Source organism: Indioceanicola profundi, from assembly GCF_003568845.1.
In the GTDB taxonomy this organism is placed as follows: domain Bacteria; phylum Pseudomonadota; class Alphaproteobacteria; order Azospirillales; family Azospirillaceae; genus Indioceanicola; species Indioceanicola profundi.
Genome location: NZ_CP030126.1, coordinates 684,760 through 704,041, shown reverse-complemented (window position 1 = coordinate 704,041; position 19,282 = coordinate 684,760). Strand labels below are relative to the sequence as shown.

Sequence of the window (19,282 nt, the reverse complement as noted above, 5' to 3'; positions counted from 1 at the left end):
CCCATGTCCGCCCCCGCCATCCTGGTCCGCACGGGTGAGGTCGCCCGGCTGGTCCTGAACCGGCCGGCCAAGAAGAACGCCCTGACCCAGGAGATGTGGCAGCTCCTCCCCCGCCTTCTGATGGAGGCGGCGGAGGACCGGTCCGTCAAGCTGCTGCTGGTGGAGGGGGCGGGCGGATGCTTCTCCGCCGGGGCGGACATCGCGGAGTTCGAGACCGCCTATTCCACGCGGGAAAAGACGGCGGCCTATGCCGCCGACATCGCGGCCGCCACGGACGGGCTGGCGGCCTTCCCGAAGCCCACCATCGCGGTGATCCGCGGCGTCTGCGTCGGCGGCGGGCTAGGCGTGGCGCTGGCCTGCGACCTGCGCTTCTGCGCCGATGATTCACGGCTGGGCGTGACCCCGGCCAAGCTGGGGATCATCTATCCGCTGGGAGATACCAAGCGGCTGGTCCAGGCGGTGGGGCCGTCCGCGGCCAAGGACCTGCTCTATAGCGGCCGCCTGATGGATGCGGCGGAGGCGCTTGCCAAGGGGCTGGCCGACCGGGTGGTTCCGGCTGCGGAGCTGGATGCGGTGGTGGAGGAGTATGCCGCCACCCTGTGCGCCAACAGCCAGTGGACCCACCGAATCAGCAAGCGGATGGTCGGGCTGATCCTGTCCGGCCAGACGGTGGAAAGCCGGGAAACCCGCGACATGTTCCTGGACGCGGTGGAAGCCCCGGATTTCCAGGAGGGTCGCCGCGCCTTCGTGGGAAAGCGCAAGCCGGCCTTCCCCTGGTCCTGACCCGGCGGCGCTACCGTTCCATCGCGTGTTCCCGCAGGAAGGCGATCAGAGCCGCCCGCTCCTCCGGATTCGGGATGGTCTGGATCGGCATCTTGGTGCCGGGCGTCACCACGTCGGGGCCGAGCTCGAACAGCCTCGCCACCGTCTCCTCCGTCCAGACGATGCTGCCGTTCTTCAGCGCCGCGGAATAGGGATAGCCCGGCAGGGTCCCGATCCGGCGGCCGAAGATGTTGTGCAGCGTGGGGCCGGCGCGGTTGCCGCCATCGGGCTCCAGCGTGTGGCAGGCGACGCAGCGCCGCCATGCCTTGGCCCCGGCGTCGTCGCCGCTGGCCAGGGGATCGCCCTCGACCAGCTTCACCGCCGTGGGCGCCTCGACCTCCAGCCCGCTCTCCAGGTTCCATTGCCGGATCATGCGGTCGTTTCCGCCGGAAAGCAGGGCCTTGCCGCCGGGTGCGAAGGCCAGCGACCAGACCGGCCCGCGGTCCCCGCCGAAGCGGTAGGCCAGAACGCCGTCTTTGAGCGTCCAGACATTCACCGCCCCGTCCACCCCCGCCGCTGCGGCCATGCCGCCATCGGCGGAGACGGCAAGGGCCAGCAGCGGTACCGGCACCGGGGCCGCCAGGGCCGGCAGCTCCTTCCCGCTTTCCAGCTCCCATGCACGGACCTGCCCGCCCGCCGCGGCCGCCAGCACGCGGCCTCCGTCCGGGGTCAGGGCCATTCCGTTCAGGGCCGCCGGCCCGCCGCCATACATTGCTGTCTGCACGCCGTCGGCAACCCGCCATACGCGGATCGTCCCATCCGCGCCGGCGCTGACCAGCCGGTTGCCGTCGGGCGTGAAGGCGATACCGTTCACCGGCCCCTCATGCCCCTTCATCACCGCGCGCGCCGCACCCGCTTCCAGGTCCCAGAGCCGGACGGTCATGTCCCAGGCGGCCGAGGCGGCAAGCTTCCCGTCCGGTGAGACAGCCAGGGCCGCGATACGCCCGCCATGGCCGGTCAGCCGCCTGACCGGCTGTTCCGCGCCGGCCTGCCACAGGGCGATGCTTCCATCGTCGCTGGCCGACAGGAATGCGCCGCCCGGCAGGAGCGCCACGGCATTCACCGCGGCGTCATGGCCGTAGAGGACGTCCTGCGCCTCCCCCGTCTTCAGGTTCCAGCGGATGATCGAGTAGTCGAAGCTGGCCGACACCATCTCCGCCCCGTCCGCCGAGACGGCGAGCCCCTTCACCGGCCCTCCATGCCCGACGAACTCGGCCCTGGCAGGCAGCGCCAGGAGCAGCAGGGCGGTCAGGAGCGGGAGGAGCTTCATCGGCGGGGTCCAGGCGGTCGGAATGTTCGAGGGGCTCAACCTGCCGCATCCTTCCCCGTCACCCCAGTGTCGCTTTAGCTTCCGCCGGGGTGACGGTGATGAGGGCGCGATCACTCCAGCGTGATGTCGCCTTCGACCACATGGGGCGCTCCGGCGCCCTCCAGCGTCAGCACCACGCGGGCCTTCAGCACCTCGTTGCCTTTCAACTGGCCGGTCGCCACCCCCTCCTGCACCGCCTGCTCGATGGCGCGCTGGCTGGTGACGCCGACCTGCTTCAGGAACTTGCGCAGGGACATGTTGAAGGTATCGTCGTTCATCGCTCTTCTCCCAATGTGAAGCCTTGCCCGGCCAGACGGGCGCGCAGGTCCGGACCGGCCAGCGCCTCGATGAAGCGCTGCACCGCCGGCCGGTCCCGGCGCGTATCCGGGATGATGAAATCGTACTGCTCTGGCTGCAGGGGCAGGAAGCCCAGCCCGTAGAGCTTGGCGACGCCGGCGATGGCGACGCCCCAGTCCGCCCGGCCCTGCGCCACCGCCGCGGCCACGGCATTGTGGCTCTTGGACTGGGTCCGGTAGCCGGCGGGCCTCGCCCTCGCCAACAGCCGGTCCACCAGGATGCGGGTGCCGCTGCCGGGATTGCGGTTGATCATCAGGCAGTCCGGATCGGCCGCCGCCCCGGCCAGCGCCGCCGCGGCCTCCCGCCCCTCGAACCGCCCGTCGCCGGGCCGGAAGACGATGCCCTGCAAGCGGCCGTAACCGGGCAACAGCTCCAGCCCCGGTGCAAGGAAGGGCGTGTTGTAGAGGCCGCTGGCCGGGTCCATCAGATGGACCGGGGCGATGTCGCACTCCCCCCGCTTGGCCGCGGCAAGCCCGCCCATGCTGCCGACCGACAGGATTTTCACCTTCAGCCCGGCCGCCCCCAGCTCCCCCACCAGCAGGTCCAGCCCGACGCAATGGCTGCCGATGATGGACAGGTCCGCCGGCTCCAGCCGCCTGCCGATCAGTTGGACCTGAACCGGAGCCCCGGCATCTACCCGCTCCGCATGCTGCGGCACGCGGAAGAAGCCGTCCGCCTGGGCGAAGGAGGTGACGGCGCCGGAGCCCTTGCCGGTGGGATAGGCCGCCAGCCCCTGCTCCGTCCGCATCAGGGAGGCCATGACGAATTCCGTCCGTCCCCGCTCCGACGTGATCCGCACCGGCAGGGTGGCCTCCACCATGTCCGGCACCTCCGCCCCCAGCCCGGCCAGCGCCCGGATCACCGGGGCCACGAACTCATGGAAGGTGAAGATGGCGGAGGTCGGGAATCCGGGCAGCAGCACCACCGGCTTGCCATCGCACACGGCGAGGCACACCGGCTTTCCAGGCTTCAGCGCCACCCCGTGCACCAGGATGCCGGGCTCGCCCAAACCTTCCACGATGCGGGCGGAGATGTCGCCGGCCCCCTTGGAGGTTCCGCCGGACAGGACCAGCAGGTCCGCGTCCATTCCCCGCGCCACCCGCTCCCGCAGCACATCCTCCCGGTCCGGCGCGATGCCCAGCGGCACCGGCTCCCCGCCCGCCTCCGCCACGGCGGCGGCCAGGATGGCGGCGTTGCTGTCATAGACCCGGCCGGGAGCCATGGGCTCCCCCGGCGCCAGCAGCTCATCCCCGGTGGACAGGATGGCGACCCGCGGGCGGCGCACCACCGCGATCTCGGTGAGGCCCAGCGCCGCCAGCACGCCGATCTCGCGGGAGGTCAGGCGCTGGCCGCGGCGCAGCACCGTTTCACCGCGCCCGATGTCGCTGCCGGCAAAGGCGATGAACTGGCCGGAGGCCGCGGGGCGGCGCACCAGCACAATGGCGCGCCCGTCCTCCTCCGCCACATCCGTATGCTCCACCATCATAACGGCGTCCGCCCCGCGGGGCACCATCCCGCCGGTGGCGATCACGGTGGCCGTGCCGGGCCGCACCGTCAGGGACGGGGCGACGCCGCAGGACAGTACTTCGCCATTCAGCACCAGCCGCACCGGCCGGTCGTCACCGGCCCCGGCCGTATCCTCCGCCCGCAGCGCGAACCCGTCGACGCCGGAGCGGTCGAAGCAGGGCACGTCCACCGGGGCTACCACATCCGCCGCCAGCACCCGGTCCAGCGCAGCCGCCAACGGCACCGCCTCGCCGGGCAGCGGGGACAGGTCCAGGGCGGCATGGAAGCGGTGCGAGGCCTCCTCCCGGCTGACAACCTCCAGGAACTGCTCCTGCCGGGCGGCGCGGCTCAGGTCGGGGATGTCGGCGGGGCTGGTGGCTGGCGTGTCGGGCACGCTCTTCTCCGGCATGGTTCAGCAGTCGAACAGGTGGATGGTGATCCCGGTCCCCTCCGGGTACCCTTCCCCGTCCGCAGGCACAAGGATGAACCCGTCCGCACGGGCCAATGCACCCAGCCCCGCCACCTCCCGCGCGGTCAGGGCGATGGTGCCATCCTTGGTGACGCGCGCCGGCAGGACCTCGTCCCATCCCACTTCCGACGCGACCTTGTGGGCGAGCGGCAGGGTCCGGCGGGGCAGCGGCAAGGTCGGGCCCAGCCCCGCCATCCGGCGCACCGCCCTAGCCCCGGTCACTTCCCAGGCAAGGCGAAGCGCGCCGGGCGATCCCGGCAGTAGCAGGACCGGCGTATCGCCGACAGCGCCGTACCCGCTTGTATCGCCCGGCCGCAGGGCCAGACCATGGCGGGCAAGCGTGCCGATTTCCGCCAGCACCAGCGCGGCACGGTCGTCCGTATCGAGCCCGCTTCCCCCCGCGATGACGATCAGGTCGGCCTCAGCCTGTCGCAACGCCGCGGCAAGAGCGTCGCCATCCTCCACCGCCGCATGCCCGCCGACCCTGCCGCCGTCCCGCCGGATGAGCGGGTCCAGCAGCAGCGGCATCAGGTCCGGCCCCTGGAACCGCCCGGCCGAGATCAGAAAGACCCGTGGAACTGGATGAACCGCCAGAGTCTCCAGCCCCGCGACAGAAGCGAGAGCGCAATCGGCTGCCCGCAGCCGGCGTCCGGCCGCAAGCATCACCTGTCCGGCCATCGCATCCTGTCCAGCCCGCACGACGCCCTCGCCAGGGGCGGCCTGGGCCAGGAGTTCCACCATTCCGCCGACCAACTCCGCCTCCGCAAAATCCAGCACGGCATCGGCCCCGTCCGGCAGGCCCCTGCCCGCGGCCACCTTCATGGTCGATCCGACCGGCAATGCGCCCTCCCGGCCGGCGAGCTGGAGCATCAGGGGATTGTAGGTGCTGGCGCCGTAGCTTTCCTCCGCCCGCACGGCCCACCCGTCGAAGGCGGCCACGGGCCGGGCCGGCAGCGTGGCCGGGGAAGGAACATCGGCGGCAAGTACGGAGCCGAGCGCCTTCCCGACTGGCAGCTCCACCGGCGCAAGCGGGTGGCAGGCGGCATCGATCCACTGCTCCAACTCGGCCAATGTGGCGCGGTCGCCGAATCCCTTTCCGCGCGGATCGTACGGCTGCATTCCTTCCCCTGCCCCTGTTCCTCCGGGTTGGCCGCAGTATGCGGACCCATGCGCCGGGAGTACAGGCGCATGCGCTCCCTAGCTGGTCCCCACCGCCTCTTCCGGCGTCCGGGGATTGAGGGGCACGGCGACCGGCGTGGTCCCCGGCATCGCTGTGAAGCTGCCCTGCTGGTCGTTCGGAATGGCCGGCCGGGCCAGCATGCGGGCCAGACCGAAGGAAGCCCCAATGGCCCCGACCACCCCAGCGAACAGGAACAGTCCGCTGGGACCGCCCAGTTCCATCGCAGCCGATGCGATGAAGGGCCCCAGGGTAGCACCCATGGAATAGCCCAGTACCAGCCCGCCGCTGGCCGACACGATGTCGTCGGGGGACAGGAAGTCGTTGGTGTGCGCCACGCAGACCGGATAGAGCGTGAAGGTGACGCCCCCGAACAGGGCAGCCCCCGCCACCAGAAGCACAAGGTCGAGCGGACCGGCAAAGGCCAGGAACGATCCGGTCAGCGCCAGCAGGATGAACAGGCCGACGATCACGGTGCGCCGGTCGAACAGGTCGGAAAGCCGGCCGAGCGGCCATTGCAGCGCGACGCCGCCAAGGATTGTGGCGGACATGAACATCGCCGTTTCCGCCACGCCGTAACCGAGCTGGCGCAGATAGACCGGGGCAAGGGCGAACAGAGCGCCGCCGACCAGTCCTGCCAGCACCACGCCCAGCAGCCCCAACGGGGAAGCCCGCCAGAGCCGGGCGACGCTGAAGGAACTGATGCGCGGAAGCTGCGGCGGGGCCTGACGGGTCAGCGCCACTGGCACCAGGGCCAGCGACAGGATGATGGAGATCAGTACGAAGATCAGGAATGGCTGCTCCGCCCCCACATTCAGCAGGAATTGGCCGACACCCTGCCCGCCATAGAGGCTGATCATGTAGAAGGCGAGTATCTGGCCCCGGCTGGCCGGGGTGGCGTTCTGGTTCAGCCAGCTTTCCACGCAGACAAAGAGCCCGGCCATGCAGTAGCCGGCGGCTAGCCGCAGCAGCGCCCAGAAGATCGGGTCCACGCCCAGCCCGTGAAGAAGCGTGGCAGCGGACAGGATGGAAGACAGGGCGCTGAAGGCCCGGATGTGCCCGACCCGCAGGATCATCCGGAACGCCGTGAGCGACCCCAGGGTCAGCCCGGCGGAGTAGGCGGCCATCACCGACCCGATGGTCAGTGTGGTCATGGTCGCATCCGCAAGGCGGACGCCCAGCACCGTCGTCAGCGTGCCGGCCCCTGCCATCAGCATGAAAACCGCGAGATACAGGACCAGGACCGGCCGGATCAGCGCACTGTTCATGCCCGGCCCCGCCCCTGTATCGGGCGGATGGCTGCACTGGAAAGCGCACGGAGGGTTGGCGTCCGGGCGTCGGACGCAGCATGGTTCTTCGTCATCATCGGGCTGAGTTTAGTGACCTGATTGCCTCAGGTGAACACGCGATGCCAGTCGACGTGCCATGCATTCCACAGGGACGCGGTATCTTTACGGTTCCGAAACGTCCTCCTGAGACCCTGGCCTCCCTCAAGCTGGGGTCCAGATCCATGGAGCTGACACGCCCTGCCGTTCCCGCGGCCGATCCGCCGGAGCGCACCAGCGACCGGCTGACCCGCATGGCTGCCGCACTGGAGGGCCGGACGGAGGGACCGACCATCGCCGAACTGGCGGAGGATCTCGGGCGCCTGGCCTATGGCATGCTTCTGCTGATCTGCGCCCTGGGCTGTGCCCTGCCGGGGCCGCCGGGAACGGGCGCGGTGCTGGGCGCACCCTTGATCGTCCTGTCCTTCGGCATGCTGCGCGGGCACCATCACCCGATTCTGCCGGCCTTCATCGGCCGGCGCCGGCTACCGCCGGAAGGCGTCAGGCGGACCCTGCTGCGCGCTGCACCGATGCTGGCCCGGCTGGAGGTCTATCTGCGCCCGCGCACCCTGTTGGGCGAGGAGTGCGCCGCCGAGGAGCGGGCCGTGGTGCAGGAACGCCTGACCGGCGCGGCGGTGCTGGTGCTTGGCCTGCTGCTGAGCCTTCCAACCCCCTTCACCAACCTTCCCCTGGGCGTCTCCATCGCGATCCTGGCGCTCGGCCTGCTGGAGCGGGACGCCTGGGCGACCGCGCTCGGCATGGTGGCGGGCAGTTTCGCCGCGGCCCTCACCATCGGCCTGACCGGCGGGTGGCTGCTGGCCGGCGCCGCCGTGGTTCATCTGCTGGGGTGAGGCACGGGCCCGGTTCCTGCCCATAAGCCTTGTCCCTGGGGACCGGGGCAAGTAGGACTGTTCCCATTCCCACCACCATCCGGGACAGCTCAAATGACCACCGCTCCGCAGCCGCCCCTCAAGGCAACCGTCATCCCGGTGACGCCGCTGCAGCAGAATTGCTCGATCATCTGGTGCACGGCGACGATGCGGGCCGCGGTGGTGGACCCCGGCGGCGGGATCGAGACGATCCTGAAGGCCCGCGACCAGCTCGGCCTGACCATCGAGAAGATCCTGGTCACCCATGCCCATGTCGACCATGCGGCCGCGGTCGCCGATCTGGCGGAGCAACTTTCGGTTCCCATCGAGGGGCCGGAGAAGGAGGACCAGTTCTGGATCGACCGGCTGGCCGAGGATGGAATGCGCTACGGCATTTCACCGTCCCGCCCCTTCGTGCCGACCCGCTGGCTTCAGGACGGAGACACGGTGGCGCTCGGAAATCTGACGCTCGATGTCTATCACTGCCCTGGCCATACGCCCGGCCATATCATCTTCTTCCATCGGGAAAGCCGGTTCGCCGTGGTAGGCGACGTGCTGTTCAAGAGCTCCATCGGCCGGACGGACTTCCCCCGCGGGGATCATGCCGCCCTGATCCGCTCCGTCCGGGAAAAGCTTTTCCCCCTGGGTGACGACGTCACCTTCCTGCCGGGTCACGGGGAGCCCTCGACCTTCGGGCGTGAGCGGCAGACCAACCCCTTCGTCTCGGACCGCGCCGTCGGCGCCTGACCCCGATAATCCTGTGGATATTTCGGGCCGGTTCTGGCGGATCGGCCACTGCCATACCATGTCTCGCCCGTTTGCAGCCCGAACAATGGGCCGGATCCGGGAGCCAACATGCTTTTCATCAGTCTTCTGGGAGGATTCCTCCTCCTCCTGCTGGGCGGTGACCTGCTCGTCCGCGGCGCGGTCGGAGTGGCCAAGCGCTTCAACGTCTCGCCCTTGCTCATCGGCCTGACCCTGGTAGGGTTCGGCACCTCTACGCCAGAACTGGTGACCAGCCTCCAGGCCGCCGCGATCAACTCGCCCGGCATCGCGGTCGGCAACGTGGTGGGCTCCAACATCGCCAACATCCTGCTGATCCTGGGCGCTGCGGCCCTGATCCGGCCCATCGCGGTCGACCCCGCGGCCTTGCGCCGCGACGGCGGCATGCTGGTCATCGCGACCGCGGCGTGCGCCGTCGCCGTACTGGCCGGAACCCTGTCACGGCCGGCGGGCGGCATCTTCGTTGCCGCCCTGATCGCCTACATCGTCTTCACCTATATGCGGGAACGCCGCCAGCCCGACGCCTCCGCGGAGCTGCACGCCCATGAGGCGGAAGCGGTGACCCCGCCGACGAACCTGCCTCTCGCCATCGGCCTCACCGTCGCCGGCCTCGCCATGACCATCTTCGGCGCGAGACTGCTGGTGGACGGGGCGGTGGAGCTGGCGCGCGGCTTCGGCATCTCCGAAACGATCATCGGCCTGACCATCGTGGCGGTCGGCACCTCCCTGCCGGAGCTGATCACCTCCACCATGGCTGCCTGGCGGCGGCAGGGCGACGTGGCGCTGGGCAATGTGATCGGGTCCAATATCTACAATGTGCTCGGCATCCTGGGAATCACCGCCCTGGTTCTCCCGGTGCCGATCCCGCCGGAGATCGCCCGTTTCGATCTCTGGGTCATGATCGCCGTCACCGCCCTGCTGCTGCTCTTCGCCTTCACCGGCCGCCGCCTGTCGCGGATCGAGGGTGCGGTGCTGGCCGGGGGCTATGCCGCCTATCTGGTGGCGCTCGGAAGCGGCATCACCTCTGCGTAAAACAAAACGGGGCGGCCGAAGCCGCCCCGTCCTGACCTGTCCGCGTTGATGCCGCCCGCGATCAGCGCGGGTGGATCATGTCGGCGGGCTTCACCCATTGGCGGAACTGCTCTTCCGTCAGCAGGCCGAGGTCGATGCCGGCCTGCATCAGGGTGGTGCCCTCCTTGTGGGCCTTCTTGGCGATCTTGGCGGCGTTGTCGTAACCGATATAGGGGTTCAGCGCCGTCACCAGCATCAGCGACTCGTGCATCAGCTTCTCGATGCGGTCGCGGTTGGCTTCGATGCCGACCACGCAGTTGTCGGTGAAGCTCTTGCAGGCGTCCGCGATCAGGCGGATGGACTGGAGCAGGTTGTAAATCATCACCGGCTTGAAGACGTTCAGCTCGAAATGCCCGGTGGCGCCGGCATGGGTGATGGTGACGTGGTTGCCCATGATCTGGGTGCAGACCATGGTCATGGCCTCCGACTGGGTCGGATTGACCTTGCCCGGCATGATGGAGCTGCCGGGCTCGTTCTCCGGCAGGCTGATCTCGCCGATGCCGCAACGCGGGCCGCTGCCCAGCAGGCGGATGTCGTTGGCGATCTTCATCAGGCTGACGGCCAGGGTGTTCATGACGCCCGACGCCTCGACGACGCTGTCATGGGCGGCGAGCGCCTCGAACTTGTTGGGTGCGGTCACGAAGGGCAGGCCGGTGATGTCGGCAACCTGCTCCGCGAAGGCCACGTCGAAGCCGATCTTGGCGTTCAGGCCGGTGCCGACGGCGGTGCCGCCCTGGGCCAGGCGCAGCAGGGCCGGCATCACCGACTTCGCCCGCTCGATGCCATAGGCCATCTGCTGGGCGTAGCCGGAAAATTCCTGGCCCAGCGTCAGCGGGGTCGCGTCCTGCAGGTGGGTGCGGCCGATCTTGACGATGTCGGCGAACTCCTTCGCCTTGGCGTCGAGCGCGGCATGCAGATGCTCCAGCGCCGGCACCAGCTCATGATGCACCTGCTCCGCCGCGGCGATGTGCATGGCGGTGGGGAAGGTGTCGTTGGAGGACTGGCCCATATTGACGTGGTCGTTGGGGTGGACCGGCTTCTTGGAGCCCACCTCCCCGCCCAGCAGCTCGATGGCGCGGTTGGAGATCACCTCGTTGGCGTTCATGTTGCTCTGGGTGCCGGAACCGGTCTGCCAGACCACCAGCGGGAAGTGGTCGATCAGCGTGCCGTCGATCACCTCCTCCGCCGCATCGACGATGGCCTGGCCCAGCTTCGGGTCCAGCGCGCCGAGCGTGACATTGGCCTTGGCGGCGGCCTTCTTCACGATGCCCAGCGCCCGGACCAGCGGGGCCGGCATGCGCTCCCCACCGATCTTGAAGTTCTGGAGCGAGCGCTGGGTCTGCGCGCCCCAGTACCTGTCGGCGGCGACTTCGATCGGGCCAAAGCTGTCGGTTTCGATGCGGACCTTGTCGGCCATCGGCCTGTTCTCCCGGTGGTGGCAGCCCGGAGCCGCGGCTCCGGACACATTGGCTGCCGGGCGTTTTAGACCCTGACGGCCTGCCGGGCAATGGGCGCCGCGATAGGGGGCACCACTCCTCTTAAGCGTGGAAGGCGGCGCTGGAACAATGGTGAGGCATGCGCCGTCTTCTTAATGCGGGATTAATGGTTGCCTGTTGCGATGAGGCAACAGCGGGGAAGAATTGATGCGGCAGATTCCGGAACAGCGTATGGGCAGGCCCGGACGGGCGCTGACCCTGGCGGCTTGGCTGGCGGTGTTGGGGACACTGCCGGTCGGAACCGCCAATGCCGAACCGGCGGATCGTGCCTGGCCGAAAATGCGCACCATGACGCCGCTCAGTTCCGCCGTGAAGGAACGGGCAACGCCGGAGCGCGCGCCGCGGTTCGTGGCCGGCAGTATCAGCAACGTGGTGCCGGACGGGCTGGAAGCCTATGCCCATCTGGGCCTGGGCGCTGGACCGGCGGAGCCGAAGGCGTTGATCGTGGACGATCCGCTGTCCGGCGATCTGGGGCCCGGCGGCATGGACTGGAGGCTAAGGGGCGATAACCTGACGCTGCGCATGGCGCCGGGCAGCGCCGGGGTCCAGTTCAATAGCAAGCTCGACGTTTCAGACCGGCGGTTGACCGTTGGCGTGGCGATGCCGTTCTGAGATTGCCGCCCTAATCGTGCCGTTTTCGCTGGACAGGGTTTCCAATACAAACGCGGCGTTAATGGTTGCCTGCGACTATAACGCCGTCCCGCCCGGAACCCGCGCCCATTGCCGCCATGCTCAGCCGCGCTCAACTCACCGCCCCCGCCATTACCCTGTCCGCCATCACGGCTCTGGCCGTGCTGGGGGCCTGTAGCGTTTCCAGCCCCATTCCCGGCGGCGGATATCGGGTCAACGAGCTTCCGGCGGAGGAACGGCAGATGCTGGCCCGCCCGAGGTTCGAGCAGTTCCCGCCTTACGACATCATTGCGCCCGAGGCGGTGTCCGCAAATCTCCGCAGCCACCCTAACGCCCGCGAATACCGCACAGCCATCCAGCAGGGCGCTGAGAAGGGTCCCGCCTTCGCCGGTCATCTGGCGGTGGCGAGCTGGGGCTGCGGCAACGAATGCCAGCAATGGGCCTTCATCGATGCCCGGAACGGCAAGGTGATCTGGGGCCCCCGGACCAGCCATGGCGCCAGCTTCCAGCAGGACAGCCGTCTGTTCGTGGCCAACCCGCCGCACGAGATGCCGGCCGGTGCCAAGGCCAATCCGCGCTATTACATCTGGAACGGCGAAGACCTCGTCGAGATGCAGGGCTGAGCGCTACGAGGGAGCCGGGGCGACCGGCTTCCCCGATTGCCACCCTTATCTGTTCCCCATCACGATGTCGCCCAGGGGGCCGAGTGCGCTGCCCTCCCCCTTGCTGCCGCCGGGCATGGCGGCGGAGAGCATGCGGCCCGCCAGACGGCTGAAGGGCATGGATTGTATCCAGACACGGCCGGGACCGCGCAGCGTGGCGAAGAACAGCCCCTCCCCGCCGAACAGGACGGACTTCACCCCGCCGACCTGGACCAGATCGAAATCCACATCGGGCGTGAAGGCCGCGACGCAGCCGGTGTCGATGTGCAACTCCTCCCCCGGTGCGAGCTGGCGCTCCACCACAGTGCCGCCGACATGGGCGAAAACCCAGCCGTCGCCGGTGAGGTTCTGCATGATGAACCCCTCCCCGCCGAACAGGCCGGTCATGACCCGGCGCTGGAAGTGCACGCCGATTGACACGCCTTTGGCCGCGGCGAGGAAGCTGTCCTTCTGGCAGATCAGCCGCCCGCCGAGGTCGGACAGGCGCAGGGCCAGGATGGTGCCGGGATAGGGCGCGCCGAAGGCCACCTTGGCCTTGCCCCGACCGGTGTGGGTGAAGACAGTGGTGAACAGGCTTTCGCCTGTGACCAGACGCTTTCCCGCCCCCAGCAGCTTGTCCATGAAGCCGCCGCCCTGCGCGCCGGAGCCGTCGCCGAACACGGTGTTCATCTGGACCGATGGGTCCTTGTAGACCATGGCCCCGGCCTCCGCGACAGCACTCTCGCCTGGGTCCAGCTCCACCTCCACGAACTGGATGTCGGAGCCGAATATCTTGAAGTCGATCTCGTCCGACCGGCCAGAGGTGACGCCGGCGCGGGGCGGCGGCGGAGTGGCGAGGCCGGCCCAGGGGCTGGTCTGGCCGGACAGCTCCGCCACCGCCTTGACCGGCAGCCATTCCGGCATGCCCTGCCGCCAGCAGAAGGCGTCCGGGTGGATGCGGGCATAATCCGTTGCCGCCTGCGCCTCCAGCGGACCGACCTGCTCCGCCCCTGTATGGAAGAACCACTGGCTCATGCTGTCTCCCCCTGTTGATGGTCCGATGAGGTGTCAGGCCCCGGCTTCTTCCAACCGGGCTTCGATATCGTCGCGGGCGTCCTGGTCCAGGCCCAACCTGTCGCCGAGCCGGACCAGAAAGTCCTGCTCGGCCTGCGAGTCCGGGTCGATGGCGAGGCGGGCGGCAGCCCAGACCTCCGCCGCGGTGCCGGGGTCCTTCACTCGGGCCGCCAGATCGTCGATGGTGCCGGGATCGGCCAGAAGCTGGCCCAGATGCGCCCGCTCCTCCGCCGTGATTCCATCCCGCTCCAGATGATCGGTCAGCGCCTCCCGCTCCGCGCTATCCAGCACGCCGTCCGCAAGGGCGGCCAGCACCATGGCGCGCAGCAGCAGATCGGGCTCCGGCAACGGTGGCGGGGCGGATGGCATGGGGCTGCCCGTCCCTGGGAAGGGCGGCGGCATGGCGGGGCCGGACGCGCCGGGGAAGATCGGCGGTGCTGTGTCGCCGCCGCCCGCTTGCGGCTGTGCGGCGGTCTGACGGCTGCGGTAATGCTCATAGGCCGCGATGCCGATGCCGGCGAGCAGGGTCAGCCCCTGCCGAGAAAAGGCGGCGCGGCGCAGTCCGCCCGACGCCTTCTGCTTGCCAAGGCCCGTCTTCAGCAACGAACCCAGCAGACGCTCCACATCCATGGTCGGGCTTGCCTCCCCCTGTTCCCTCTTCTCCCCTTTATAAGCTGCACCGCCGCCGCTGTCGCGGGTGCGGGCGGGGGAGCTAGCCGCGCTGGACCAGCGCCAGACGAGCGGCCAATGCCAGAAAGATGCCCCCCACGAACCAGTTCTGCGCCCGCGCGAAGCCGGGATGGCGCGACAGCCAGCGCCCGATGCCGCCGCCGCCGACCCCGACCGCCGCATTGATCGCCAGCCCCGGCAGGACCAGGATCAGGGCCAGGATCAATGTCTGCACGGCGACGCTTCCCGCTTCCGGCCGGATGAACTGGGGCAGGAAGGACAGGAAGAAGAGAATCAGCTTCGGATTCAGCAGGCAGGTCACGAACCCTCGGCGGACAATTGCCGCCAGCGGAACCTGCCGCGGGCCGACATCGCAGCCATCCGCGGTCAGAGCCATCGGCGGGCTGCGGAAGGCCTGCACCGCCATCCAGACCAGATAGGCCGCACCGGCCCAGCGCAGCGCCTCGAACGCCAGCGGCGAGGCGGCGACCAGCCCGGCCAGACCCAGGGTCAGGGCCGCCAGATGCACCGCCAGCCCCAGGAAGATGCCGAACGCCGCCGCCAGCGCGCCACGCGGCCCGTGGGCGACACCATTGGCGAAGCAGAACAGCATGTCCGGTCCCGGCGTCAGCGACAGGCCGAGCGCCGCCACCGCGTAGGTGGCCAACAGGGCTGGATCGAAGTCGGGCATGGCGGCTTTCCGGCTGTCGGCAGGGGCACTATGATGCGGCTCCGCCCCACGGCCGCCAACCGGGAATTTCAGCATGTCCGCCACTCCGCCCCGTCCCGACTTCATCCGCCACTGGACGGAAATCCAGGACCCGGACAACGCCACATATCCCGGGTCCGATGAACTTCTGTCCATCGGCTCCCCCTTCGGGAAGCTGTTCGGCTTCACCCGGATCGGCGTCCACCACGAGGTCCTGCCGCCCGGCCGCCGCACGAGCTGGCCCCATGCGGAGAGCACGGAGGAGGAGCTGGTCTATGTGATCGAGGGCACGCCGGACGCCTGGATCGACGGCCACCTGCACCGCCTCTCCCCCGGCGACGCCGTTGGCTTCAAGCCCGGCACCGGCGTCGCCCACACGATCCTGAACAATACGGATGAGACCGTCCGGCTGCTGGTCGTGGGCGAGCACAAGCGCCCCGACAACAAGGTCATCTACCCGCTGAACCCCGGCCGCCATCCGGAAATCGGCGAGCTTTACTGGGAGGACGCACCGAAGCGGGAGCTGGGGCCGCATGACGGGATGGCGCGGCGGCCGGATTGATGCGGCTTTAGCTGTCACCCTTTCCACCCATCATCCCGCTCCTTTCTCCCGTCATCCCGGCGAAAGCCGGGACCCAGAGCCGCTTGCATCGGCGCCCGTGACTCCTGGGCCCCGGCTTTCGCCGGGGTGACGGTAGGAGTTGCGCGCGGTGTCCTTGTCGGCCGGTCACCCTCATTCCGCCCCGAAACCACCGCCTCCCGGTGTCTCGATCTCGAACACGTCGCCTGCCGCCATCTCCACCTTCGCCGTGGCGGGCAGGTCCTGAACGGTGCCGTCGGTGCGGATCACCCGGCCGGCCCCGGGCTGGCCGGGAGACCCGCCCTCCAGCCCGAAGGGGGCGGTCCGGCGGTTGTTGGACAGCAGGGCCGCCGTCATCGGTTCCAGGAAGCGGAGACGGCGGACGACACCGTTACCACCGCGCTGGCGACCCGCCCCGCCAGAGCCGTTTCGGATGCGGAACGACTCCAGCAGCACCGGGAAGCGCCATTCCAGCACCTCCGGATCGGTGAGGCGGCTGTTGGTCATGTGGGTGTGGACGGCGTCGGTGCCGTCGAAATCGGGGCCGGCCCCGCTGCCGCCGCAGATGGTCTCGTAATATTGGTGGCGGTCATTGCCGAAGGTGAAGTTGTTCATGGTGCCCTGCGCCGCCGCCAGCACGCCGAGTGCACCGTAGAGCGCGTTGGTCACGACTTGGCTCACCTCCACATTCCCGGCCACCACCGCGGCGGGGAATCGGGGATTGAGCATGGAGCCTTCGGGGATCACGATCTCCAGCGGCTTCAGGCAGCCATCGTTCAGCGGGATGTCCTCATCCACCAGCGTGCGGAAGACATAGAGCACGGCGGCGCGGGTGATGGCGGAAGGGGCGTTGAAGTTGCCGGGCTGCTGGGGGCTGGTGCCGGTGAAGTCGATCCTGGCGGTTCCGGCCTGCCGGTCGATGGCGACCCGGACCCGCACCTCCGCCCCATTGTCCAGGGGCTGGACGAATCCGCCGTCCTTCAGCACGCCGATGACGCGGCGGACCTGGGCTTCGGCATTGTCCTGGACGTGGCCCATATAGGCCCGGACGGTCTCGATCCCGAACAGATCGACCATGTGCAGCAGCTCCTCCGCCCCGCGGACATTGGCAGCCACCTGGGCGCGGAAATCCCCCATGTTCTGGGCGAGGTTGCGCACGGGATAGGGACCGGAGGTGAGCAGCTCCGCCACCGTCTGTTCGCGCAGGCGGCCCTGTTCCACCAGCAGCACATCGTCGATGAGGATGCCCTCCTCCTCGATGCCGGTGCTGTCGGGGGGCATGGAGCCGGGGGTGATGCCGCCGATATCGGCGTGATGCCCACGGGAGGCCACCCAGAACAGGATCTCCTCCCCGCCCCTGTCGAACACCGGCATCACCACGGTGACGTCCGGCAGATGGGTGCCGCCGCGGTAGGGGTTGTTCAGCATCACGGCGTCGCCGGGGCGGAGCGTGCCGGCGCGGGCCGAGATCACCGCCCGCACGCTGTCGCCCATGCTGCCGAGATGGACCGGGATATGGGGCGCGTTGGCGATCAGATGGCCGCCGGCATCGAACACGGCGCAGGAGAAATCCAGCCGTTCCTTGATGTTCACCGAATATGCGGTGTTCTCAAGCGCCAGCCCCATCTGCTCGGCGATGGACATGAAGAGGTTGTTGAACACCTCCAGCATCACCGGATCGGCCTCCGTCCCCACCGCGATGCGCTTGGGCAGCGGGACGACGCGGCGGATGATCAGCCCGCCGCCGGAGGTGACCTCGGCCCGCCAGCCCGGTTCCACCAAGGTCGTGCCGGTCGGTTCGCGGAGAATGGCGGGACCATCGATCTCAGCGCCGGGGGGAAGTGCAATGCGGTCGAAGACCGGGGTGCGGGTTGTGGCCCCGGCCATGCGGGCCGCGACGAAGGCGAGCGGACTTGAGCCCTCACCCTTAGCCTGTCGAGCGGCGAAGGCGCTCCCTGAGGTCTTCGCCTCCGCCCCCGCCTGCCCGACCGCCTCCACGCTGAGCGCCTCCACCACCAAGGGCCGGTCCGGCATTTCGAAGCCGAAGCGCTGCTTGTGGGCGGCGGCGAAGGCGGCGCGCATCTCCGGCTCCGGCCCGAAGGCGACCGGCAGGGACGTGTCGGTGCCAGCCACCTTGATTTGGGCTTTGGGATGGAGCGTGATGCGGGCATCCGGCACGCCCTGGTCCGCCAACTCCGCCGCGGCAGCACCGCCCAGCGCCTCCACGGCGATCGCCAGCTCTTCCAGCAGGCCGGAGCCCAACTCGGCCTCCACCGCCCGCTCCCGCATCGCGACCAGGTCGGCGAGGCCCATGCCATAGGCGGAGAGGACGCCGGCGAAGGGATGGATGTAGACGCTGGTCATGCCCAGCGCATCCGCCACCAGACAGGCATGTTGTCCGCCCGCCCCGCCGAAGCACTGCAGGGCATAGCGGGTGACATCGTAGCCGCGCTGGACGGAGATGTGCTTGATCGCGTGGGCCATGTTCTCCACCGCGATCCTCAGGAAGCCGTCCGCGATCTCCTCCGGGTCCATCTCCCGGCCGGTCGCGGCGGCAACGTCCTGCGCCAGCTCGGCGAACCGGGCGCGGACCACATCGGCGTCCAGCTTCTCATCCCCGTTCGGGCCGAAGACGGCGGGGAAGAAGTCCGGGTGCAGCTTGCCCAGCATGACATTGCAGTCGGTCACCGTCAGCGGCCCGCCGCGGCGATAGCAGGCCGGGCCGGGATTGGCCCCGGCGCTTTCCGGGCCGACACGGAACCTCGTGCCGTCGAACCGGCAGATGGAACCGCCGCCGGCCGCCACGGTGTGGATGCGCAGCATCGGCGCACGCAGCCGAACGCCGGCCACCACCGTCTCAAAGCTCCGCTCATACTCGCCGGCATAGTGGGAGACATCGGTGCTGGTGCCGCCCATATCGAAGCCGATGATGCGGCCGAGCCCTTCCCCCGCCGCGGTCTTCACGGCACCGACGATGCCGCCGGCCGGGCCGGAGAGGATGGCGTCGCGGCCCTGGAAGCGCTGCGCCTCAGTCAGGCCGCCATTGGACTGCATGAAGAACAGCGGCACGCCCGGCAGCTCCGCCGCCACCTGGTCCACATAGCGGCGCAGGATGGGGGAGAGATAGGCGTCCACCACCGTGGTGTCGCCGCGCCCGACGATCTTCATCAGCGGGCTGACCTCATGGCTGGCGCTGACCTGGGTGAAGCCGATCTGCCGCGCCAGCTCGGCCACCGCCTTCTCATGCGCCGGATAGCGGTAGCCATGCATGAACACCACGGCGCAGGCGCGGAAGCCGGCCCGGTACGCCTCCTCCAGCCCGTGGCGCGCAGCCTCCAGGTCCGGCAGGGTGAGGACGGCGCCGTCCGCCATCACCCGCTCCGCCACTTCCAGCGTGCGGGTGTAGAGCTGTTCCGGCAGTTCGATGCGGCGGGCGAAGATTTTCGGGCGGGCCTGATAGCCGATGCGGAGCTGGTCGCCCAGGCCGGCGGTGATAGCCAGCAGGGTCGGTTCCCCCTTCCGCTCCAGCAGGGCATTGGTGGCGACGGTGGTGCCCATGCGGACGGCGGCCACGCGCTCCGCCGGAACGGGCTGGCCGGGCCCGATGCCCAACAGGTCGCGGATGCCCTGGACGGCGGCGTCGCGGTAACGCTCCGGATTTTCGGACAGCAGCTTGTGCGTGACCAGCCGCCCGTCCGGCGCACGGCCCACGATGTCCGTGAATGTGCCGCCCCGGTCGATCCAGAACTCCCACTTACCCTTGGTCATGCCGCACCTCCGCTCCAGGGGCCGGCA

The 19,282-nt window shown here is 69.3% G+C and carries 17 protein-coding genes; 7 read left to right on the top strand and 10 right to left on the bottom strand.

The genetic code is table 11. The features are described from left to right. The first annotated feature begins 3 nt into the window (after positions 1-3). Positions 4-783 carry an enoyl-CoA hydratase/isomerase family protein gene (locus DOL89_RS03380; RefSeq protein WP_119677879.1) on the top strand — a complete coding sequence of 260 codons (780 nt, stop codon included), beginning with the start codon at positions 4-6 and terminating at the stop codon, positions 781-783. A gap of 10 nt (positions 784-793) precedes the next feature. On the opposite strand, the gene DOL89_RS25810 is transcribed toward DOL89_RS03380, so the two are convergent. From DOL89_RS25810 to DOL89_RS03355, 5 genes are all read right to left on the bottom strand, one after another. Continuing rightward, positions 794-2,092 carry a c-type cytochrome gene (locus DOL89_RS25810; RefSeq protein WP_119677878.1) on the bottom strand — a complete coding sequence of 433 codons (1,299 nt, stop codon included), beginning with the start codon at positions 2,090-2,092 and terminating at the stop codon, positions 794-796. Between the two features lie 110 nt (positions 2,093-2,202). Further along, positions 2,203-2,409, bottom strand: a complete 207-nt coding sequence (locus DOL89_RS03370; protein WP_119677877.1) for a DUF6494 family protein — start codon at positions 2,407-2,409, stop codon at positions 2,203-2,205. Further along, positions 2,406-4,388, bottom strand: a complete 1,983-nt coding sequence (locus tag DOL89_RS03365; protein WP_225889866.1) for a molybdopterin biosynthesis protein — start codon at positions 4,386-4,388, stop codon at positions 2,406-2,408. The genes DOL89_RS03370 and DOL89_RS03365 overlap by 4 nt, the downstream gene beginning before the upstream one ends. A gap of 18 nt (positions 4,389-4,406) precedes the next feature. After that, on the bottom strand, positions 4,407-5,582 hold the full coding sequence (locus DOL89_RS03360) for a molybdopterin molybdotransferase MoeA (protein WP_119677875.1): 1,176 nt from the start codon (positions 5,580-5,582) through the stop codon (positions 4,407-4,409). Positions 5,583-5,660: 78 nt separating this feature from the next. Continuing rightward, on the bottom strand, positions 5,661-6,908 hold the full coding sequence (locus DOL89_RS03355; protein WP_119677874.1) for an MFS transporter: 1,248 nt from the start codon (positions 6,906-6,908) through the stop codon (positions 5,661-5,663). 242 nt (positions 6,909-7,150) lie between these two features. Here DOL89_RS03355 and DOL89_RS03350 point away from each other — a divergent pair, with 242 nt between their 5' ends. The 3 genes from DOL89_RS03350 (at position 7,151) to DOL89_RS03340 (ending at position 9,649) form a co-directional block, all read left to right on the top strand. Next, positions 7,151-7,816: an exopolysaccharide biosynthesis protein gene (locus tag DOL89_RS03350; RefSeq protein WP_162937302.1), complete on the top strand. Its 666-nt coding sequence runs from the start codon at positions 7,151-7,153 to the stop codon at positions 7,814-7,816. 93 nt (positions 7,817-7,909) lie between these two features. Further along, positions 7,910-8,581 carry an MBL fold metallo-hydrolase gene (locus tag DOL89_RS03345; protein ID WP_119677872.1) on the top strand — a complete coding sequence of 224 codons (672 nt, stop codon included), beginning with the start codon at positions 7,910-7,912 and terminating at the stop codon, positions 8,579-8,581. Between the two features lie 108 nt (positions 8,582-8,689). Next, positions 8,690-9,649, top strand: a complete 960-nt coding sequence (locus tag DOL89_RS03340) for a calcium/sodium antiporter (RefSeq protein WP_119677871.1) — start codon at positions 8,690-8,692, stop codon at positions 9,647-9,649. 61 nt (positions 9,650-9,710) lie between these two features. On the opposite strand, the gene fumC is transcribed toward DOL89_RS03340, so the two are convergent. Beyond that, on the bottom strand, positions 9,711-11,105 hold the full coding sequence (gene fumC / locus DOL89_RS03335) for a class II fumarate hydratase (protein ID WP_119677870.1): 1,395 nt from the start codon (positions 11,103-11,105) through the stop codon (positions 9,711-9,713). Positions 11,106-11,331: 226 nt separating this feature from the next. On the opposite strand from fumC, the gene DOL89_RS03330 reads away from it, so the two are divergent. Beyond that, the gene (locus DOL89_RS03330) at positions 11,332-11,796 is read left to right on the top strand and encodes a hypothetical protein (protein ID WP_119677869.1); all 465 of its coding nucleotides are present in this window, start codon (positions 11,332-11,334) and stop codon (positions 11,794-11,796) included. Between the two features lie 116 nt (positions 11,797-11,912). Beyond that, positions 11,913-12,437 carry a hypothetical protein gene (locus tag DOL89_RS03325; RefSeq protein WP_119677868.1) on the top strand — a complete coding sequence of 175 codons (525 nt, stop codon included), beginning with the start codon at positions 11,913-11,915 and terminating at the stop codon, positions 12,435-12,437. A gap of 45 nt (positions 12,438-12,482) precedes the next feature. Here the strand turns inward: DOL89_RS03325 and DOL89_RS03320 are convergent, their stop codons facing one another. The 3 genes from DOL89_RS03320 to DOL89_RS03310 form a co-directional block, all read right to left on the bottom strand. Then, positions 12,483-13,490, bottom strand: a complete 1,008-nt coding sequence (locus tag DOL89_RS03320; RefSeq protein WP_119677867.1) for a TIGR00266 family protein — start codon at positions 13,488-13,490, stop codon at positions 12,483-12,485. A gap of 33 nt (positions 13,491-13,523) precedes the next feature. Beyond that, positions 13,524-14,159: a tellurite resistance TerB family protein gene (locus DOL89_RS03315; RefSeq protein ID WP_119677866.1), complete on the bottom strand. Its 636-nt coding sequence runs from the start codon at positions 14,157-14,159 to the stop codon at positions 13,524-13,526. 82 nt (positions 14,160-14,241) lie between these two features. Then, positions 14,242-14,889, bottom strand: coding sequence for a LysE family translocator (locus tag DOL89_RS03310; protein WP_119680208.1), 648 nt, complete (start codon positions 14,887-14,889; stop codon positions 14,242-14,244). A 73-nt stretch (positions 14,890-14,962) separates the two neighbouring features. Here DOL89_RS03310 and DOL89_RS03305 point away from each other — a divergent pair, with 73 nt between their 5' ends. Next, entirely contained in the window at positions 14,963-15,469 is a 507-nt protein-coding gene (locus DOL89_RS03305; protein ID WP_119677865.1) for a cupin domain-containing protein, read from the top strand. A 171-nt stretch (positions 15,470-15,640) separates the two neighbouring features. Here DOL89_RS03305 and DOL89_RS03300 read toward each other — a convergent pair whose 3' ends face one another. Continuing rightward, entirely contained in the window at positions 15,641-19,255 is a 3,615-nt protein-coding gene (locus tag DOL89_RS03300; RefSeq protein ID WP_119677864.1) for a hydantoinase B/oxoprolinase family protein, read from the bottom strand. Between the last annotated feature and the right edge of the window lie 27 nt (positions 19,256-19,282).

Excerpts from the sequence above, each read along its gene's own strand:
- DOL89_RS03380 (WP_119677879.1), top strand. The coding sequence starts at position 4 with ATGTCCGCCCCCGCCATCCTGGTCCGCACGGGTGAGGTCGCCCGGCTG.
- DOL89_RS25810 (WP_119677878.1), bottom strand. The coding sequence starts at position 2,092 with ATGAAGCTCCTCCCGCTCCTGACCGCCCTGCTGCTCCTGGCGCTGCCT.
- DOL89_RS03370 (WP_119677877.1), bottom strand. The coding sequence starts at position 2,409 with ATGAACGACGATACCTTCAACATGTCCCTGCGCAAGTTCCTGAAGCAG.
- DOL89_RS03360 (WP_119677875.1), bottom strand. The coding sequence starts at position 5,582 with ATGCAGCCGTACGATCCGCGCGGAAAGGGATTCGGCGACCGCGCCACA.
- DOL89_RS03355 (WP_119677874.1), bottom strand. The coding sequence starts at position 6,908 with ATGAACAGTGCGCTGATCCGGCCGGTCCTGGTCCTGTATCTCGCGGTT.
- DOL89_RS03350 (WP_162937302.1), top strand. The coding sequence starts at position 7,151 with ATGGAGCTGACACGCCCTGCCGTTCCCGCGGCCGATCCGCCGGAGCGC.
- DOL89_RS03345 (WP_119677872.1), top strand. The coding sequence starts at position 7,910 with ATGACCACCGCTCCGCAGCCGCCCCTCAAGGCAACCGTCATCCCGGTG.
- DOL89_RS03340 (WP_119677871.1), top strand. The coding sequence starts at position 8,690 with ATGCTTTTCATCAGTCTTCTGGGAGGATTCCTCCTCCTCCTGCTGGGC.
- fumC (WP_119677870.1), bottom strand. The coding sequence starts at position 11,105 with ATGGCCGACAAGGTCCGCATCGAAACCGACAGCTTTGGCCCGATCGAA.
- DOL89_RS03330 (WP_119677869.1), top strand. The coding sequence starts at position 11,332 with ATGCGGCAGATTCCGGAACAGCGTATGGGCAGGCCCGGACGGGCGCTG.
- DOL89_RS03325 (WP_119677868.1), top strand. The coding sequence starts at position 11,913 with ATGCTCAGCCGCGCTCAACTCACCGCCCCCGCCATTACCCTGTCCGCC.
- DOL89_RS03320 (WP_119677867.1), bottom strand. The coding sequence starts at position 13,490 with ATGAGCCAGTGGTTCTTCCATACAGGGGCGGAGCAGGTCGGTCCGCTG.
- DOL89_RS03315 (WP_119677866.1), bottom strand. The coding sequence starts at position 14,159 with ATGGATGTGGAGCGTCTGCTGGGTTCGTTGCTGAAGACGGGCCTTGGC.
- DOL89_RS03310 (WP_119680208.1), bottom strand. The coding sequence starts at position 14,889 with ATGCCCGACTTCGATCCAGCCCTGTTGGCCACCTACGCGGTGGCGGCG.
- DOL89_RS03305 (WP_119677865.1), top strand. The coding sequence starts at position 14,963 with ATGTCCGCCACTCCGCCCCGTCCCGACTTCATCCGCCACTGGACGGAA.
- DOL89_RS03300 (WP_119677864.1), bottom strand. The coding sequence starts at position 19,255 with ATGACCAAGGGTAAGTGGGAGTTCTGGATCGACCGGGGCGGCACATTC.